Origin of the sequence: Ancylobacter sp. SL191, assembly GCF_026625645.1 — a bacterium.
Classification (GTDB): domain Bacteria; phylum Pseudomonadota; class Alphaproteobacteria; order Rhizobiales; family Xanthobacteraceae; genus Ancylobacter.
Map to the genome: position 1 here is coordinate 869,495 of NZ_CP113056.1, position 16,860 is coordinate 886,354.

15 protein-coding genes are annotated in these 16,860 nt (G+C 70.0%); 10 read left to right on the forward strand and 5 right to left on the reverse strand.

Annotation, left to right across the window (positions count from 1 at the left end; translation table 11 throughout):
- Positions 1-2 precede the first annotated feature (2 nt).
- The 4 genes from pstB (at position 3) to OU996_RS03895 (ending at position 3,945) form a co-directional block, all read left to right on the forward strand.
- Complete coding sequence (pstB, locus tag OU996_RS03880; protein WP_267584342.1) at positions 3-824, forward strand: phosphate ABC transporter ATP-binding protein PstB; 822 nt, start codon at positions 3-5, stop codon at positions 822-824.
- 19 nt (positions 825-843) lie between these two features.
- Positions 844-1,557: a phosphate signaling complex protein PhoU gene (gene phoU / locus OU996_RS03885; protein ID WP_267584343.1), complete on the forward strand. Its 714-nt coding sequence runs from the start codon at positions 844-846 to the stop codon at positions 1,555-1,557.
- Between the two features lie 31 nt (positions 1,558-1,588).
- Positions 1,589-2,290, forward strand: coding sequence for a phosphate regulon transcriptional regulator PhoB (phoB, locus tag OU996_RS03890; RefSeq protein ID WP_267584344.1), 702 nt, complete (start codon positions 1,589-1,591; stop codon positions 2,288-2,290).
- A gap of 251 nt (positions 2,291-2,541) precedes the next feature.
- Positions 2,542-3,945 (forward strand): hypothetical protein, encoded by a 1,404-nt coding sequence (locus tag OU996_RS03895; RefSeq protein WP_267584345.1) that lies wholly within the window; start codon positions 2,542-2,544, stop codon positions 3,943-3,945.
- Positions 3,946-3,966: 21 nt separating this feature from the next.
- On the opposite strand, the gene OU996_RS03900 is transcribed toward OU996_RS03895, so the two are convergent.
- Together OU996_RS03900 and OU996_RS03905 are read right to left on the reverse strand one after the other, a co-directional pair.
- The gene (locus tag OU996_RS03900; protein WP_267584346.1) at positions 3,967-5,064 is read right to left on the reverse strand and encodes a bifunctional transcriptional activator/DNA repair enzyme AdaA; all 1,098 of its coding nucleotides are present in this window, start codon (positions 5,062-5,064) and stop codon (positions 3,967-3,969) included.
- A 92-nt stretch (positions 5,065-5,156) separates the two neighbouring features.
- Positions 5,157-5,921, reverse strand: coding sequence for an SDR family oxidoreductase (locus OU996_RS03905; protein WP_267584347.1), 765 nt, complete (start codon positions 5,919-5,921; stop codon positions 5,157-5,159).
- A 134-nt stretch (positions 5,922-6,055) separates the two neighbouring features.
- Between OU996_RS03905 and OU996_RS03910 the strand changes: the two genes are divergently transcribed.
- Positions 6,056-6,976 carry a LysR family transcriptional regulator gene (locus tag OU996_RS03910; protein WP_267584348.1) on the forward strand — a complete coding sequence of 307 codons (921 nt, stop codon included), beginning with the start codon at positions 6,056-6,058 and terminating at the stop codon, positions 6,974-6,976.
- Between the two features lie 24 nt (positions 6,977-7,000).
- Here the strand turns inward: OU996_RS03910 and OU996_RS03915 are convergent, their stop codons facing one another.
- Positions 7,001-8,368 carry a polyhydroxyalkanoate depolymerase gene (locus OU996_RS03915; RefSeq protein ID WP_324290729.1) on the reverse strand — a complete coding sequence of 456 codons (1,368 nt, stop codon included), beginning with the start codon at positions 8,366-8,368 and terminating at the stop codon, positions 7,001-7,003.
- Positions 8,369-8,527: 159 nt separating this feature from the next.
- Here OU996_RS03915 and OU996_RS03920 point away from each other — a divergent pair, with 159 nt between their 5' ends.
- Both OU996_RS03920 and OU996_RS03925 read left to right on the forward strand, forming a co-directional pair.
- Positions 8,528-9,925 (forward strand): ActS/PrrB/RegB family redox-sensitive histidine kinase, encoded by a 1,398-nt coding sequence (locus OU996_RS03920; RefSeq protein ID WP_267584349.1) that lies wholly within the window; start codon positions 8,528-8,530, stop codon positions 9,923-9,925.
- Positions 9,926-10,042: 117 nt separating this feature from the next.
- Positions 10,043-10,591 carry an ActR/PrrA/RegA family redox response regulator transcription factor gene (locus OU996_RS03925; RefSeq protein WP_267584350.1) on the forward strand — a complete coding sequence of 183 codons (549 nt, stop codon included), beginning with the start codon at positions 10,043-10,045 and terminating at the stop codon, positions 10,589-10,591.
- Positions 10,592-10,640: 49 nt separating this feature from the next.
- On the opposite strand, the gene OU996_RS03930 is transcribed toward OU996_RS03925, so the two are convergent.
- The gene (locus OU996_RS03930) at positions 10,641-11,480 is read right to left on the reverse strand and encodes a class I SAM-dependent methyltransferase (protein ID WP_267584351.1); all 840 of its coding nucleotides are present in this window, start codon (positions 11,478-11,480) and stop codon (positions 10,641-10,643) included.
- Between the two features lie 84 nt (positions 11,481-11,564).
- Positions 11,565-12,563: an adenosine kinase gene (locus OU996_RS03935; protein ID WP_267584352.1), complete on the reverse strand. Its 999-nt coding sequence runs from the start codon at positions 12,561-12,563 to the stop codon at positions 11,565-11,567.
- A 174-nt stretch (positions 12,564-12,737) separates the two neighbouring features.
- On the opposite strand from OU996_RS03935, the gene OU996_RS03940 reads away from it, so the two are divergent.
- The 3 genes from OU996_RS03940 (at position 12,738) to OU996_RS03950 (ending at position 16,095) form a co-directional block, all read left to right on the forward strand.
- Positions 12,738-14,288: a lipid II flippase MurJ gene (locus OU996_RS03940; RefSeq protein WP_267584353.1), complete on the forward strand. Its 1,551-nt coding sequence runs from the start codon at positions 12,738-12,740 to the stop codon at positions 14,286-14,288.
- A gap of 125 nt (positions 14,289-14,413) precedes the next feature.
- Complete coding sequence (gene trpS / locus OU996_RS03945) at positions 14,414-15,445, forward strand: tryptophan--tRNA ligase (RefSeq protein ID WP_267584354.1); 1,032 nt, start codon at positions 14,414-14,416, stop codon at positions 15,443-15,445.
- A gap of 155 nt (positions 15,446-15,600) precedes the next feature.
- Positions 15,601-16,095: a universal stress protein gene (locus OU996_RS03950; protein ID WP_267584355.1), complete on the forward strand. Its 495-nt coding sequence runs from the start codon at positions 15,601-15,603 to the stop codon at positions 16,093-16,095.
- Positions 16,096-16,860: the final 765 nt, after the last annotated feature.

The window sequence follows — 16,860 nt, forward strand, 5'->3', positions numbered from 1 at the left end:
CCATGAATTTCGCTGCTGAAACGTCGATCGACATCGCCTCCGCCGTGAACCGCGCCACCGCGCCGTCCGCCGAGCCCAAGCTCAAGGTCGAGGGGCTGAACTTCTTCTATGGCGACAACCACGCCCTGAAGAACATCAATTTCGAGATCCCCGAGAAGCGCGTTACCGCGATGATCGGACCCTCGGGCTGCGGTAAGTCCACGCTGCTGCGCATCTTCAACCGCATGTACCAGCTCTATCCGGGCCAGCGCGCGGAAGGGAAGATCCTGTTCGACGGCGTCGACCTGCTCTCCAAGGATCTGGACTCCACCGTGGTGCGCTCGCGCATCGGCATGGTGTTCCAGAAGCCGACGCCCTTCCCGATGTCGATCTATGACAACATCGCCTTCGGCGTGAAGCTGCACGAGAAGCTCTCCAAGGCGCAGATGGACGAGCGCGTGGAGTGGTGCCTGCGCAAGGCGGCGATCTGGGAGGAGACCAAGGACCGTCTCCACACCTCGGCGCTCGGCATGTCCGGCGGCCAGCAGCAGCGCCTGTGCATCGCCCGCACCATCGCCGTGCGCCCGGAAGTGATCCTGCTCGACGAGCCCACCTCGGCGCTCGACCCGATCTCGACCTCGAAGATCGAGGATCTGATCGACGAGCTGAAGCAGGAATTCACCATCGTCATCGTGACGCACAACATGCAGCAGGCGGCGCGCTGCGCCGACATCACCTCCTTCTTCTATCTCGGCGAACTGATCGAGGTCGCCGCGTCGAACGAGATCTTCACCAATCCGCGCGAGGCCCGCACCCGCGACTACATCACCGGCCGCTTCGGCTGAGCCGGCAGAGGAGCCTCCCATGACCGAACATATCGTTTCGTCCTTCGACGCCGACCTCAAGGAGCTCAGCCGCCGCGTGGTGGAGATGGGCGGTCAGGCCGAGCGCCTCGTCGCGGATTCGGTCGAGGCGCTGGTCAAGCGCGACACCGAGCTCGCCCAGAAGGTGATCGTGCTCGACGGCCCGGTCGACCTGCTCCAGCGCGAGATCGAGGAAAAGGCCATCCTCACCATCGCCCGCCGCCAGCCTCTGGCCGGCGATCTGCGCGAGATCGTGGCCGCCATGCGCATCGCCAACGACCTCGAGCGCATCGGCGACCTCGCCAAGAACACCGCCAAGCGCGTGCTGGCGCTGACCGGCGAGTTCCACCCGCAGAAGCTGGTGCGCGGCGTCGAGCACATGTCCGGCATGGTGCTGGAGCAGCTCAAGATGGTGCTGGACTCCTATGCCAGCCGCGACAATGACCGCGCGCTGGAAGTCTGGCGCCGCGATGGCGACATCGACGTCCTCTACACCTCGCTGTTCCGCGAACTCCTGACCTATATGATGGAGGATCCGCGCAACATCTCGCTGTGCACGCATCTGCTGTTCTGCGCCAAGAACATCGAGCGCATCGGCGACCACGCCACCAACATCGCCGAGACCGTGAACTATCTCGCCACCGGTCAGCAGCTCACCGACGAGCGGCCGAAGCAGGATACCAGCAGCCTCACCTCGCTGCCCTTCCCGGCCTGAGCCGGCGTGACCGACGACCGGGGATGACGCCATGGCCACCAATATTCTGATCGTGGAGGATGAGGAGCCCCTCACCCTCCTGCTGCGCTACAATCTCGAATCCGAAGGCTATGCCGTCGACAGCGTCGGGCGCGGCGACGAGGCGGAGACCCGGCTGCGCGAGAGCGTGCCGGACCTCCTGATCCTCGACTGGATGCTGCCCGGCCTCTCCGGCATCGAGCTGTGCCGGCGCCTGCGGGCCCGGCCGGAGACCGAGCGCATGCCCGTTCTCATGCTCACGGCCCGTGGCGAGGAGACTGAGCGCGTGCGCGGCCTCGCCACCGGCGCCGACGACTATGTGGTCAAGCCCTTCTCGGTGCCGGAGCTCGTCGCCCGCGTGCGGGCGCTGCTGCGCCGGGCCAAGCCCGAGCATGTCTCGACGCTCTTGCGCGCCGGCGACATCGAACTCGACCGCGAGACAAAGCGCGTCCACCGCGCCGGGCGCGAGCTGCATCTCGGCCCGACTGAATTCCGGCTGCTCGAATTCCTCATGCAGTCGCCCGGCCGGGTCTATTCGCGCGAGCAGCTGCTCGACGGCGTGTGGGGCCAGGACGTCTATATCGACGAGCGCACCGTCGACGTGCATGTCGGCCGCCTGCGCAAAGCGCTCAACCGCCCGCGCCAGCCGGACCCCATCCGCACCGTGCGCGGCTCGGGCTACTCGTTCAACGAGATGTTCGCCCGCGCCCATTAGCGCGAGGCGGCGCAACGAAATGTTCGCCCGCGCCCATTAGGGCGGGAACCTAAATGACAAGCCGCCGCCCCGCGAGGGCCGGCGGCTTTTTCGTGGGCGCGCGAAGCCCGCGTGCCGGCCCCCCTACCGCGCTCCTGCCGCGTTGCCTCCCGTCGCCGGATATGGAACATCATCCGCCTTCCGCGACGGTGCGCGTTTCATTCGCTCCCTGCCGGCGCGGCCCTCCCGATGGAGAGCGGATGGTTACGTCAATGTCAGCGCCCGAGAACGCGCATCTGCCGCAGGCAGACGCAGGCGACGCCCGGCGCGCCGACCTCCTCGCCGCCTTCCTGATGGCCGGCCTCGCCACCGCCTTTATCGCCTTCACCGTCTGGCCGGGGCTGATGTCGTTCGACAGCCTCTATGCCTACCGCCAGTCCATCGAGGGGGTGGAGACGGCGCTCTGGCCGCCCGTGCATGACTATCTGTTCTTCCTCTTCCGGCACCTGCCGGGCAATCCCGGCGGTCTGCTGCTCTTCCAGTCCTTTGCCCTGTTCCTCTCGGCCAACCTCATCATCCGCCATCTCGCCCCATCGGCCAGGGTGTCGGTCCCGCTCATGGCGGTGTTCCTCGGCCTGTTCGTCGTGTTTCCCACGCTGATCGGCGCCCTGATCGTGCTGTGGAAGGACGTGACCGTCGGCACCTTCGCGGTGATGGCGGTCGCCCTGTGGCTGTCCGGCACGCGCCGCTTCTCCTGGGCGAAATTCGTCGCTCTGTTCGCCTGCCTCACCGCCTCCATCGCGCTGCGCTACAACGCGCTGCCGCTGGTGCTGCCCTTCATGCTGCTGGTCGTGTGGAAGCCCGCCGGTGCCGCCTCGACCGGGCGGCAACGCGTGGCGGCCGGTCTTGGCATCGTGGTGACGCTGGCTCTTGCCTATGCGAGCACGCTCTGGCGCCTGCCGGACCTGCAGCGGCTACCGTCGGTCGGGCCGATGATGACGAACATCCAGCTGTGGGACATCGCCGGCACCTCGATCTGCGCCGGGCAGTCCCTGCTGACCGATGTCATCACCCCCGGCGACCCGTTCACGGTGGAGGAGCTGCGGGCGCTGCACAATCCCCGCCATATCAACCTGACCTTCGACACGCCGCTGTGGAATGAGCGCCTCGGGCCCCGCTATATGTGGCGCCGCGTACCCGCTATCGAGCAGCGCTGGCGGGAAATTCTGGTCGCGCATCCCGGCTGCTATCTCGCCACCCGCCTTGCGGTGTTCGAGCAGCAAATGGGCCTGAACACCCCTGCCACCTATTACCCGACTCATGGCGGCATCGACGACAACCCCTACGGCTTCACCCTCGCCTTTCCCGAACGAGCGGCCCGCCTGATCCAGATGATCGTCGAAGGCGCCAACGCACCCTGGCGGCGCGGCTATGTCCTGGTCGGCCTTGCCGCCTTCTTCCTGCTTCCGGCGCTGTGGATCGACCGGCGGGGCGCTCTGCTGCCGCTGGTGCTCTATGCCGGCACGCTCGGTTTTCTGGGGCTGCTCTTCGTCGCCGCGCCGGCCGGGGATGCACGCTATATCTTCCCGCCCGGCGTGTTCGCGGCGCTGGTCATCGTCACCTCGCTGGCCTGCATCGCCCGCGCACGGGACAAGCGGACCGCCGCCGCGCCCTAGCTGCCGCCTCTGGCGGACGCCTCACCCCACTTGCTGCGGCCGGGTGCGGTACTGCGCCTCGATCTCCAGCAGCCGCTGCTTGCGCCAGAGGCCGCCGCCATAGCCGGTGAGCGCGCCATCCGCGCCGATGACGCGATGGCAGGGGATGATGAGGGCCAGCTGGTTGGCGCCGTTCGCCCGCGCCACGGCGCGGATCGCCGCGGGCGCGCCGATGCGCCGGGCGATCTCGGCATAGCTCACGCTCTCCCCCGCCGGGATGCGGCGCAGCTCGGCCCAGACGGCGCGGGTGAAGGCGCTGCCGTCGAGCGCCACGGGCGTCGCGAAATCGGCCGAGCGGCCCGCGAAATAGGCGCCCAGCTCGGCGCGGATCTGCTCGGTCGGCGCCGTACTGCCAATGCCGAGCGCGCCCTTCACGCCCTGGCGCAGCCGGGCGATTTCCGCCGGCAGGCCGCGCCGCTCGATGAATTCCAGCAGGTGCAGATGGGTGGGGCTGGAAATCGCGATCATGTCGCCGAGCGGCGTGCCGATCCAGTCCGCCAGCAGCCGGCCCTCGCCGGCGATGTCGCCGGGGGCGCAGCCGAGCAGCCGGGCGAAGGCGGCGCGGAAGGCGCTCGCCGACTGAAACCCCGCCTCCTGCTGCGCGGCGATGACCGAGCCGCCGAGCGCCAGCGTCTCAAAACCCTCGCGCAGCCGCCGGTGGCGGGCCATGTCGAGAAAGGTCATGCCGAAATGCCGCTTGAAGGCGCGCCGCACGGTGGAGAGGTCATAGCCCATGCGGGCAATGTCCTCCTCGCCGAAGCGGTAGGCCGGGCGGGCATCGAGCGCCGCGAGCAGGGCGGCGATCATCGGGTCGGCCTCCGCCGCCGGCTGGAGCGGGTGGCACCTCTTGCAGGGGCGGAACCCCGCCTCGATGCAGGCGCCGATGGTCGGGCGGAAGGTGCAGTTCTCGGCGAGTGGCTTGCGTGCCGGGCAGGTCAGCCGGCAGAAAATACCGGTGGTGGCGACGCAGACATAGACGCGCCCCTCATAAGTCGCCTCGCGCGCCAACAACGCCCGGTACAGCGTTGCCGGGTCCGGCAGCGTCAGGTCGAACAAATCATGCAGCGTGTCGGTCGCCATGATCGGACGCTAGCACCGCGCTTGTACCGGCGCCGCCGGAAAACGGGCGGTTATTTCCGCCCGTCCTCCCGTCCGTCCTCCCTGGCGGGCTCTCAGGTCCGCGTGATCGACAGGCCGCCATCGACCAGATGCGCGGTGCCGGACACAAAAGACGAATCGTCCGAGGCGAGATAGAGCACCGAGTGGGCCAGTTCCTCGGGGCGCGCGACGCGCTTCAGCGCATGCAGACCGGTGACGAAGGCTTGCGCCTCGGGCGTGTCATTGGCCTCGCGGTACATCTCCGTCTCCACCGCGCCGGGCAGCACGGCATTGACCCTCACCCCCTGCGGGCCGAATTCGGAAGCCAGCGCCTGGGTGAGGCCGATCAGCCCCGATTTCGAGGCGGCATAGGCGGCAAGGCCGGGGAAGGCCGTTGTGTAGCCGACAAAGGTCGAGGTGAAGATCACCGAGCCGCCGCCGGTCGTCAGCATCTGCGCGATCTGGTGCTTGGCACCGAAAAAGCCGCTGGTGAGGTTGGTCGCCAGCGTGTCCTCCCACCCCCCGGCCGAGACGCCGGTGCTCGGCCCCTTCTCGCCCAACGTGCCGGCATTGTTGAAGGCGATGTCGAGCCGGCCGAAACGCTCGGCCGCCAGCGCGACCAGTGCCTTGGCGTAGTCTTCCGAGCGCACGTCGCCCGCCAGCGCCACGGCCTCGCCGCCACCGGCGGCGATGTCGGCGACCAGCGTGTCGAGCTCGGCCTGGCGGCGGGCGCCGACCACGACCTTCGCGCCCTCGGCGGCGAACAGCCGCGCCGTGGCGCGGCCGATGCCGGAGCTGGCCCCAGTGACGATGGCTACCTTGCCGGTGAGACGAGACATGAGATTTCTCCGTGATTTCACGATGACCGCCGCCGGACGATCCCGGCCGGCCCGTTTCGCTGGAGAGTATGGCCCGCGCCCGGCGTTCGGATTAGACTGCCGACAATGGAATTCATGTCCGGGAAAGCCGAACGATGAAACTGGACGGCATCGCCGCCTTCGTCGCCATCGCCGAGGCCGGCTCGATCAGCGAGGCGGCGCGCCGGCTGCGCCTGTCGAAATCGGTGGTCAGTGACCGCCTCGCCCAGCTCGAGCAGCGTCTGGGCGCGCGCCTTGTGCATCGCTCGACCCGCCGGCTGTCGCTGACGGAGGATGGCGCGGCCTTTCTGGAGATGGCCTCGCAATCGCTGCGCGGGCTCGACGCGGCGGTCGCCACGCTGGCGGAGCGGCGCGGCACGCTGGCCGGCCCGCTGAGGATCTCCGCCCCGGTGACGCTGACCGCCCTGCATATCGGCCCGGCGCTCTACCCCTTCCTGCGCCGCCATCCGCAGATCGAGCTGAGCATCGAGCTTGATGACCGGGTGGTCGACGCGCAGGCGGAGGGCTATGACGGCGTGATCCGCCACGGGCCGATGCGCGACAGCCCGCTCACCGCCTGGCGCCTCGCCCGCAGCCGGCGCGTGCTGGTGGCTTCACCCGATTATCTGGAACAGCACGGCGCGCCGCGCGATCTGGCGCAGCTCAATGACCATCGCGGGATTTTCTACACCCATCGCGGCCTTGCCGACTGGCAGTTCGTGTCCGAAGCCGGCCGCGTGCAGGTGCGCGCCAGGGTCGGGCTGCAGGTGAATAACGGCATGATCATGCGCGACGCGGCGATGGCCGGGCTCGGCATCACCATGCTGCCGCTGTTCATCGCCGGGCCCGCCATCCACGCCGGCACGCTGCGCGTGATCGAGGTCGGCGCCGAGCCGGAAGCGGAATTCATCTATGTCGCGCATCCCGAAGGCCGCAATCCCACGGCCAAGCTGCGGGCGATGGCCGAGTGGCTTCGCGCGGCCTTCGGCGATCCGCCCTATTGGGAAGCCGGGATAGATGCCGAGCCGGGCACATAGCCAGACCGGCAGGGCGCGCTCACCTCACGAGGCGGGCGCGTCTGCCGGCGCGTTGTGGCCCTTGCGGGGCCAGTTGTGCGAGAGCACGAAGTCGGAGATGCGCGGGGCGATCTCGGCGCGGAAGCGCGAGCCGTTGAACACACCGTAATGGCCGACGGTCGGCTGGAGGTAATGCGCGCGCTTGTCGTCGGGAAGGCTCGAGCACAGCGTCTGCGCCGCCCGCGTCTGGCCGACGCCGGAAATGTCGTCGTTCTCGCCCTCGATGGTGAGCAGCGCGACATTGCGGATCTTCGACGTGTCCACCCTCGCGCCGCGATGGGTCATCTGGCCGGTCGGCAGCGCATGGTCGATGAACACGGTCTGCAGCGTCTGGAGGTAATACTCCGCCGGCAGGTCCATGACCGAGAGATACTCGTCATAGAACTCGCGATGCTTGGCGGCGGAATCGCCGTCGCCCTTCACCAGATGGCTGAACATGTCGGCATGGGCCTGCAGATGGCGCTCGAAATTCATCGCCATGAAGCCGTGCAGCTGCAGGAAGCCGGGATAGACCTGCCGCATGAAGCCGCCATTGGGCCAGGGCACGGTGGTGATGACGTTGCGGCGGAACCAGTCGATGCCGCGTTCCTTGGCGAAGTCGTTCACCGCGGTCGGGCTCTCGCGCGTGTCGATCGGCCCGCCCATCAGCACCATCGAGGCCGGCACGTCCGGGTCGCCCATCTCCTCCATGCGCGCCACGGCGGCGAGCACCGGCACCGCCGGCTGGCAGACGGCGAGCGCGTGAACGCCGCCGCCGAGATGGCGGAAGATGTCGATGACATAGTCGATATAGTCGTCGAGATCGAAGCGCCCGCCGCTCATCGGCACGTTACGGGCGTCCATCCAGTCGGTGATGTAGATGTCGTGGTTCGGCAGCAGCGTCTGCACCGTGCCGCGCAACAGCGTCGCGTAATGGCCGGAGAGCGGGGCGACGATCAGCATGCGCGGCTGCGGCCGGCGCGGATGGACCGGGAAGTCGCGCTGGAAATGCAGCAGGCGGCAGAAGGGCCGCTCCCACACCGTCTCGATATGCACGGGCACGCGGGTGGCGCCGACCACCGTCTCGGTGATGCCCCAGTCCGGCTTGCCATAGCGCCGCGTCGTACGCTCGAACATCTCGCAGGCGGCGGAGATCGACTTGCCGAAGCCGGTATGGGTCAGCGGGTTGGCCGGGTTGCGGTAGTAGAGCCGGTTGGCATCCACCAGCATGCGCAGCGGGTCGAGCGCCGCATGACCCATCTCATACATCCAGTAGAGCGGGCGCGAGAAGGCCGATGCCGCTTCCAGCGTGGCCTCCGGCGGCGGGGCCGCCTCGTCGAGATCCGTCAGATCGCCGAAGACGCCGATGGCCATGGATATCCTCCATCTCCGTGCCGGCGGGACTGTCCGCCGGTGACGCGATGAGTTGTGCGTTGCAGCATAAATAGGCTCTTTCGCCGCGCCGTCAAATCGGGGCCGCCCTCGCCCTTTCGTCGTATCTGCCTGTATAGAGGAAGCCGCGACGGGGAACACATGACGCTTTCGCTCGATCATCCCATTGGCGAACGGTTTTTCGGCCTCCGGCTGGACACCCTCATCCGCCTGCGCTGGCTGGCGATTTCCGGCCAGACGCTGGCGATCGTGGTGGTGCAATGGCTGCTCGGCTTCACCCTGCCGCTCGGCGCGTGCCTCGCGGTTGTCGCGCTCTCGGCTTGGCTGAACCTTGCATTGCGGCTGCGCAACCCGGGCGCGCGCCGGCTCTCCGATGTCGAGGCGGCCTGGCTGCTGGCCTATGACATCCTCCAGCTCGCCGCCCTTCTGTTCCTCACCGGCGGCCTCGCCAACCCGTTCGCGCTGCTGTTCCTCGCCCCGGTGCTGATCTCGGCCACCGCGCTCTCGCCGCGCACGACGATCCTGCTTGGCATCCTGGCGGCGATCTGCGCGGCGCTGGTCGGGCTGTGGCAGATGCCGCTGCCCTGGGCGACCGATGGCACGCCAATGGCGCCGGTGCTGCCGCCGCTCTACCTCGCCGCGATCTGGCTGGCGCTCGCCATCGCCATTGGCTTCATCGGCGTGCATGCCTGGCGGGTGGCGGAGGAAACGCGCGAACTCTCCGAGGCGCTCGCCGCGACCGAGCTGGTGCTGGCCCGCGAGCAGCACATTTCGGCGCTGGACGGGCTCGCCGCCGCCGCCGCGCATGAGCTGGGCACGCCGCTCGCCACCATCACCGTGGTGGCCAAGGAACTCGCCCGCGCCGTGCCCGCCGACAGCCCGCTCGCCGACGATATCCGCCTGCTGCGCGAGCAGTCCGAGCGCTGCCGCACCATCCTGCGCCGCCTCACCTCGCTGGAGGCGGGCGACGCGCCCTTCGACCGCATGCCGCTGTCGCACATCCTCGAGGATGTCGTCGCCCCGCACCGCAATTTCGGCATCGCCATCACCATCGCCGTGCCCGCCCCCGCCGGCGACGAGCCGGTGATCGCGCGCAATCCCGGCCTGCTCTACGGCCTCGGCAACATCGTCGAGAACGCCGTCGATTTCGCCGAGAGCGCGGTCAACGTCGTCGCGACCTGGAGCGAGACCGAGGTCGCCGTCACCTTCACCGATGATGGGCCGGGCTTCCCGCCCGAGCTGATCGATTCCATCGGCGCGCCCTATGTGACCAGCCGCGGGCGCAACCGCTGGCGGCGCGACGCTCCCGAGGCCGAGGAAGAGACGCGCCAGGGGCTCGGCCTCGGCGTGTTCATCGCCAAGACGCTGCTGGAGCGCTCCGGCGCCGAGCTGAGCTTCGTCAACCGGGCCGCGCCCGCCCATGGCGCCTCGGTCACCGTGCGCTGGCCGCGCGCCAAGATCGACATTTCGGAGGAAGGGGACGACCCAGCCTTGGACGAGGATGTCGTGGAGGATCCGGTTCCGCGCACCGGTTTGTGACACTGCCTTGACCTTGCGCAATGTGCGACAATTTTGCGCTGCCGAGCCTGGTCGTGTACGTTCGTAGAAAGACCAGAAAAAGATGTGGCGCCCGCCGTGGCGCATGGGAAGGCCCAGATGCTTGATATCACCTCGGATGCGCAGGACCGCTCGCTGCTGATCGTCGACGACGATCGCCCGTTCCTGCAACGTCTCGCCCGTGCGATGGAATCGCGCGGCTTCAACGTCACCACCGCCGAGACCGTCGCCGACGGCCTCGCCAGCGTCGAAGGCGCCGCCCCGGCCTATGCCGTGGTGGATATGCGCCTCGGCGACGGCAATGGCCTCGACGTCATCTCGGCGCTGAAGCGCCGCCGGCCGGAAGCGCGCGGCATCATCCTCACCGGCTATGGCAACATCGCCACCGCCGTCACCGCCGTGAAGGTGGGCGCGGTGGATTATCTGGCCAAGCCCGCGGATGCCGACGACATTTGCGCCGCGCTGAACGCGCAGGGCGACTACAAGCCCCAGCTGCCGGAAAACCCGATGTCGGCAGACCGGGTGCGCTGGGAGCACATCCAGCGGGTCTATGAGCTGTGCGGGCGCAATGTCTCGGAGACCGCGCGCCGCCTCTCCATGCACCGCCGCACGCTCCAGCGCATCCTCGCCAAACGCGCCCCGCGCTGAGGCTGATCCCGCGCCGTCCGCTCACGAGGCCGGGCGGCGCACCTTAGGTTCAGCCGCCCGGGCGGCGCGCCACCACGGCGCTGATCTCCGTCACCTCCTCGAAGCGCCCATCGGGCGCGAGAGATTCGAGCCGCGCCCGCAATTCGTCCGTGAAGGCGTCCAGCTGATCGCCCAGCACCGCCGGCGAGGTGCCCGAGCGCGACAGGGCAAGCCCGACAATATCCTCCGCCGACCGCTCGGTCCGCACGATCCGGGCGAGGCGCTCGACATCGGCGAAGGGCGAGGCGAGGAGCACCGCCTCATGCGGCGCCCAGGCGGATGAGCGGCGCAGCCGGCGCTCGGCCGCCCGCTCGGCCGCATAGCGCTCGCCCAATTCTTCCAGCATGGGCCGGTAGTCCGGCGCCGCCCAGAGGGCGCGGTCGCCCATCAGCACCACCGCGCCATCGGGCTCGATCATGCGGTCGAGACCGGCCAGCGTGGCCGGGCGGTCCATCCAGTGGAACGAGCGGCCCATCGTCACCATCCGAAAGCGCGGCAACGCGCCCGGCAGGTCGTAGGACGAGCCCTCCACCGTGGTGATGACCACGCCCGCCGCCGCAGCGCCCGCGCGCACCGCCTCAAGCATGGTCGGCTCGGGGTCCATCGCGGTCACCTCCAGCCCCAGCCGGGCAAAGGCGAGGGCGAGCGGGCCGGGACCACAGCCGAGATCGAGCACGCGGTCGGCGTAGCGCAGGCCGAGATGGCGGGCGACGGACGCGATCAGCTCGGCCGGGTAGGGCGTGCGGTAGCGCTCATAGAAGGCGACGGTCGACTGGAACCGCGCGGCGTCGAACGGCATGATCGGGGCGGGCACGGTCGGCGCGGCGACAGGCGAAAGAGCGGCATCCATCACTGGGCTCCTGCGTCAGCACAGAGAACCCCTAGCATCCGCCCCAATCATGTCGCTCGTTCGACAGGCCCGCCGGCCGCCCGCTCACACCCGCAGGCCGTGCTCCAGCGCGAGGTCGCGCAGGTTCTTCTCCGGGCGGGCGCCGATATGGCTGATGATCTCGGCGGCGGCGAGGGCGCCGAGCTTCAGCGATTCCTCGGGGGTGAAGCCACGGGCGAAGCCGTGCAGATAGCCGGCGGCGAAGAGATCGCCGGCGCCGGTCGTGTCCACCACCTGCGCCACCGGGAAGGCCGGCACGGTGACGAGATCGTCGCCCGCGACCGACAGCGCGCCCTTGGCGCTGCGCGTCACCACGGCGCGCTTGGCATCTTTGCGCAGGGCGGCGAGCGCGGCGTCGAACTCAGTCTCGTAGAGCGACATCAGCTCCGCCTCATTGGCGAACACCAGATCGACCGTGCCGGAGCGGATCAGCTCCAGGAACTCGGCCCGGTAGCGCCCGACGCAGAAAGCGTCGGACAGCGTCAGAGCCACGGTGCGGCCCGCTTCATGGGCGATGCGCGCGGCCGTGAGGAAGGCCTCCTTCGCCGCCGGCGGATCCCACAGATAGCCTTCGAGATAGGTGACGGCGGCGCCCGCCACGCTGGGCGCGTCGACATCGCCCGGCGTCAGATCCTGCGCCGCGCCGAGAAAGGTGTTCATGGTGCGCTCGCCATCGGGCGTCACCAGAATGAGGCAGCGCGCCGTGGTCGGGCCGCTGGTCGCGGCGGGCGTGGCATAGGCGACGCCGGCGGCGCGGATGTCATGGGCGAAGATGCCGCCCAGCTCGTCGTCGCGCACCTTGCCGATGAAGCCGGCGCGCCCGCCCAGCGAAGCGATGCCGACCATGGTGTTGGCGGCCGAACCACCGGAAATCTCCACGCCCGGTCCCATATCGCCATAGACCGCCTCGGCGCGCGGCTCGTCGATCAGCGTCATGCCGCCCTTGCGCATGCCGTGGCGGTCGAGGAAGGCCTCCTCGGAGCGGGCGATCACGTCGACGATGGCATTGCCGAAACCGATGACGTCGAGCTGCTGGGTGGTCATGGACGCCCTTTTCCTGCGCAGGGGAAAACAAGCTCCCGCGGGAGCGGGAAAGCCGGGCTCTCGCGGTAGCAGAGCGGGCGCCCCGCCGCAACGTTGCTGCCGCAAGGGCCGGGCGATTGGGCCGGGCCATTGCGGCGCTTTGCGCGCCACGGCGGGCCGTCTATTGCTAGCGCCATGGCCCTCCTGCGTCGCGCCTCCACCGTCGCCTCCCTCACCCTCGCCTCGCGGCTGCTCGGCTTTGCCCGCGACGCCGGGGTGGCGGCGCTGTTCGGCACCGGCGTGGTGGCGGATGCCTCAGTGGCCGGCCTGTCGCTGGCGCAGCTCGCCCGGCGCCTGCTCGGCGAGGGCGCGCTCAACGCCGCCGTGCTGCCGGCGCTGACCCCGGTGGATGGCGCGGCTCGCCGCCAGCGCGCGGGGGCGGCGGTGCTGATCTTCGCGGTAACCGGCCTCGCCCTCGCGAGCGCGCTGGCGGTGTTCATGCCGCAGGTGATCGCCGTTCTGGCGCCGGGCTTCCCGGACGACGGCGCGCGCGAGGCCGGTGCGGTGCTCGCCGGCCGGCTGACCGTGCTCGGCGTGCCGCTGGCGCTGACCGCCGGCACGCTGGCCGCGCTCGCCAATGCCGGCGGGGCGCTGGCCCGCCCGGCCATGGCGCCGGCCGCCGGCAATGTCGCGGTGCTCGCTTTGCTCGGCCTGCTCTGGCTCTCCGGCGCCCATGCCATGGCGATGGAGACCGCGCTGGTCTGGCTCTCCGCCGGGGTCATGGCCGGGGCGGTGACGCAGCTCGTTCTGATCTTCTTCGCCGTGCCCACCGGCACGCTGGCGCTGCCCTCGCGCGCGGCGCTTCGGGCGGCGCTGCCCATGCTCGCCGCCGCCGGGCCCAGCCTGCTCGCCGCCGGCCTGCCGCAGCTGCGCTTCCTCATCGCGGCGGCGGCGGCCTCCGGCATTCCCGGCGGCATCGCCGCGCTGTTCTACGCCACGCGCCTCGTCGAGCTGCCGCTCGGGCTGATCGGCGCCAGCGCCGGGGCGGTGCTGCTGCCGGCGCTCGCCGCGCGAGGCGGGGACGGCGAGGAGACGGGCACCCAGACGGGGGCGCAGACCGGCGCCCTCGGCGTCGAGGCGGCGCTGGCGCTCTCGCTGCCGGCGGCGCTCGGCCTCGCCGTGCTCGCCCATCCCATCGTCATCGTGCTGTTCCAGCGCGGCGCCTTCGATCCCGCCGCCGCCGAACTGACCGCGCAGGCGCTGGCGCTGCTCGCCCTCACCTTGCCGCTTCAGGCGGTGGAGAAGGTGCTCGCCGCCATCGCCTTCGCCGCCGGCTTCGGGCGGGACGTAACCCGCGCCGCGCTGATCGGCCTGCCGGTCGGGGCGCTGACGGGCTTCCTCGCCGCCGGTCCGCTCGGCCTTGCCGGCCCGGCGCTCGGCGTGCTGGCGGCGAGCGCGGTGAGTCTGGCGGCCCTCGCCGGGACGCTGATCCGGCGCGGCCTGCTGCGCCTGCCGGGGACGAACCGGCGCCGGCTGATCGGGCTGCTCGCCGCCGGCCTCCTCATGGCGGGCGCGGTGGGAACGGCCCGCCTGCCGCTGGAGGGAATGCTTGGGGGCGGGGGGCTTTACGCCATCGCGGCGCTGGCCGCCCTCGTGCTCGCCGGCATGCTCGCCTATGGCGCGGGAGCGGTGCTTTTCGGTGGCCTGTCACCGGCGGCGCTGAAGGCGGCGCTGCGCAAGCGCTAGAGCCGCCACGCTTCGCTGGCCCGGCAAGTGCTGGAGCGGGCACGCTTCGCTTGCCCGACTGGTGCCCGTATGCGATAGCGCCTCGCGCGCGACGATCACGCGAGCGCACGACAGGACGGCCCGACATGGAATTCAAGCAGCGCGTCTTTTCCGGCGTCCAGCCCACCGGAAACCTGCATCTCGGCAATTATCTCGGCGCCATCAAGCGCTTCGTCGAGCTGCAGGACAGCTATGACTGCATCTATTGCGTCGTGGACATGCATGCCATCACCGTCTGGCAGGATCCGGCCGAGCTGAAGAAGCAGATCCGCGAGGTCACCGCTGCCTTCATCGCCGCCGGCATCGACCCGACGCGCCACATCGTCTTCAACCAGAGCCAGGTCTCGGCCCATGCCGAACTCGCCTGGGTGTTCAACTGCGTCGCGCGCCTGGGCTGGCTCAACCGCATGACCCAGTTCAAGGACAAGGCCGGCAAGGATCGCGAGAACGCCTCGGTCGGGCTCTACGCCTACCCGAACCTGATGGCCGCCGACATCCTGATCTACCGCGCCACCCATGTGCCGGTCGGCGAGGACCAGAAGCAGCATCTGGAGCTGACGCGCGACATCGCGCAGAAGTTCAACAATGATTTTGGCCCCTCCATCGCCGCCCATGGCCTTGGAGAGAGCTTCTTCCCGCTCACCGAGCCGCTGATCGGCGGGCCGGCGGCGCGCGTCATGAGCCTGCGCGACGGCGCCAAGAAGATGTCGAAGTCCGACCCCTCCGACCTCTCGCGCATCAACCTCACGGACGATGCCGACGCCGTCGCCTCGAAGATCCGCAAGGCCAAGACCGATCCCGAGCCGCTGCCCTCCGAGGCGGACGGGCTGAAGGGCCGGCCGGAGGCGGAGAACCTCGTCGGCATCTATGCCGCGCTCGCCGGCTCGGAGAAGGCGGCGGTGCTCGCCGAATTCGGCGGCGGCCAGTTCTCCACCTTCAAGGCGGCGCTGGTCGATCTCGCGGTGGCCAAGCTCGGGCCGATCGGCGGCGAGATGAAGCGGCTGATGGACGATCCGGCGCATATCGACGCCATCCTGCGTGACGGCGCCGCGCGCGCCCGCGTCATCGCCGACGAGACCCTCGGCCAGGTGAAGGACATTGTCGGCTTCGTGCACTGAGCGCACGGGCCGCGTCGAGCGCGCGGCACGGCAACGCGCCGACCGACGGCGCGTGCCTCCTGCGGGCACGCCGCAGCTGTGGTAAGACCAAGGCGGCGAGAGGCGGCGCCGGTCGGGCGGACGCCGTCCCGCCCGATCCGCCCGCAGGAGCCCCCATGCCGCGCACCCGCCAGAGTTTCGCGCCCGGCCACCGCCGCAAGTTCCTGGTCATGGTCGACGGCACGCCGGAATGCGACCGCGCCGTGACTTATGCCGCGCGCCGCGCTGCCCGCACGCAGGGCGGACTGGTGCTGCTGGCGGTGCTGGAACTCACTGATGCGCCGGCGCAATGGCTCGGCGTCGCCAATCTGATGCGGGCGGAAGAGACCGACAAGGCAGAGATGCGGCTCGCCCACTATGTCGCCCGCGCCCGCACCGTTGCCGGCGTCGAGCCTGAGACGGCGATCCGCGAGGGAAGCGCCGCCGAGGCGCTGCATGCGGTGGTCGAGGCCGATGAAGACATCGCCATCCTCGCCCTCGCGAGCGCCGCCGGCCCCGACGGCCCCGGCCCCCTCCTCACCGCGCTCGTCTCCGGCCACTGGGCGCTGCCCATCCCCATCACCATCGTGCCGGGCACCCTGACCGACGCCGACATCGAGGCACTGGCGTAGAGGCGGGGCGATCCCGGCGCGGCCGGTGGCCGTCCGGGATGACCCACCCCTCCCTTCCACCGTCATCCCCGGGCTTGGCCCGGGGATCCACGTCTTGGCCGGGCGCGCCGGAAGGAAGTCGTGGATGGCCGGGTCAAGCGCGGCCATGACGGCATGCGAGTGTGTCGCGGCGCGTGGCTTGTCCGGGAAGCGTGGCGCCGGGATCGTCGGACAGAAGGCGGGACGCGATCCCGGCGCGGCCGGTGGCCGTCCGGGATGACCCACCCCTCCCTTCCACCGTCATCCCCGGGCTTGGCCCGGGGATCCACGTCTTGGCCGGGCGCGCCGGAAGGAAGTCGTGGATGGCCGGGTCAAGCCCGGCCATGACGGCCTGCGAGTGTGTCGCTTCGCGTGGCTTGTCCGGGAAGCGTGACGCCGGGATCGTTGGACAGAAGGCGGGACGCGATCCCGGCGCGGCCGGTGGCCGTCCGGGATGACCCACCCCTCCCTTCCACCGTCATCCCCGGGCTTGGCCCGGGGATCCACGTCTTGGCCGGGCGCGCCGGAAGGAAGTCGTGGATGGCCGGGTCAAGCGCGGCCATGACGGCATGCGAGTGTGTCGCGGCGCGTGGCTTGTCCGGGAAGCGTGGCGCCGGGATCGTCGGACAGAAGGCGGGACGCGATCCCGGCGCGGCCGGTGGCCGTCCGGGATGACCCACCCCTCCCTTCCACCGTCATCCCCGGGCTTGGCCCGGGGATCCACGTCTTGGCCGGGCGCGCCGGAAG

Coding starts and splice junctions, on each gene's coding strand:
- pstB (WP_267584342.1), top strand. CDS start 3: ATGAATTTCGCTGCTGAAACGTCGATCGACATCGCCTCCGCCGTGAAC.
- phoU (WP_267584343.1), top strand. CDS start 844: ATGACCGAACATATCGTTTCGTCCTTCGACGCCGACCTCAAGGAGCTC.
- phoB (WP_267584344.1), top strand. CDS start 1,589: ATGGCCACCAATATTCTGATCGTGGAGGATGAGGAGCCCCTCACCCTC.
- OU996_RS03895 (WP_267584345.1), top strand. CDS start 2,542: ATGTCAGCGCCCGAGAACGCGCATCTGCCGCAGGCAGACGCAGGCGAC.
- OU996_RS03900 (WP_267584346.1), bottom strand. CDS start 5,064: ATGGCGACCGACACGCTGCATGATTTGTTCGACCTGACGCTGCCGGAC.
- OU996_RS03905 (WP_267584347.1), bottom strand. CDS start 5,921: ATGTCTCGTCTCACCGGCAAGGTAGCCATCGTCACTGGGGCCAGCTCC.
- OU996_RS03910 (WP_267584348.1), top strand. CDS start 6,056: ATGAAACTGGACGGCATCGCCGCCTTCGTCGCCATCGCCGAGGCCGGC.
- OU996_RS03915 (WP_324290729.1), bottom strand. CDS start 8,368: ATGGCCATCGGCGTCTTCGGCGATCTGACGGATCTCGACGAGGCGGCC.
- OU996_RS03920 (WP_267584349.1), top strand. CDS start 8,528: ATGACGCTTTCGCTCGATCATCCCATTGGCGAACGGTTTTTCGGCCTC.
- OU996_RS03925 (WP_267584350.1), top strand. CDS start 10,043: ATGCTTGATATCACCTCGGATGCGCAGGACCGCTCGCTGCTGATCGTC.
- OU996_RS03930 (WP_267584351.1), bottom strand. CDS start 11,480: ATGGATGCCGCTCTTTCGCCTGTCGCCGCGCCGACCGTGCCCGCCCCG.
- OU996_RS03935 (WP_267584352.1), bottom strand. CDS start 12,563: ATGACCACCCAGCAGCTCGACGTCATCGGTTTCGGCAATGCCATCGTC.
- OU996_RS03940 (WP_267584353.1), top strand. CDS start 12,738: ATGGCCCTCCTGCGTCGCGCCTCCACCGTCGCCTCCCTCACCCTCGCC.
- trpS (WP_267584354.1), top strand. CDS start 14,414: ATGGAATTCAAGCAGCGCGTCTTTTCCGGCGTCCAGCCCACCGGAAAC.
- OU996_RS03950 (WP_267584355.1), top strand. CDS start 15,601: ATGCCGCGCACCCGCCAGAGTTTCGCGCCCGGCCACCGCCGCAAGTTC.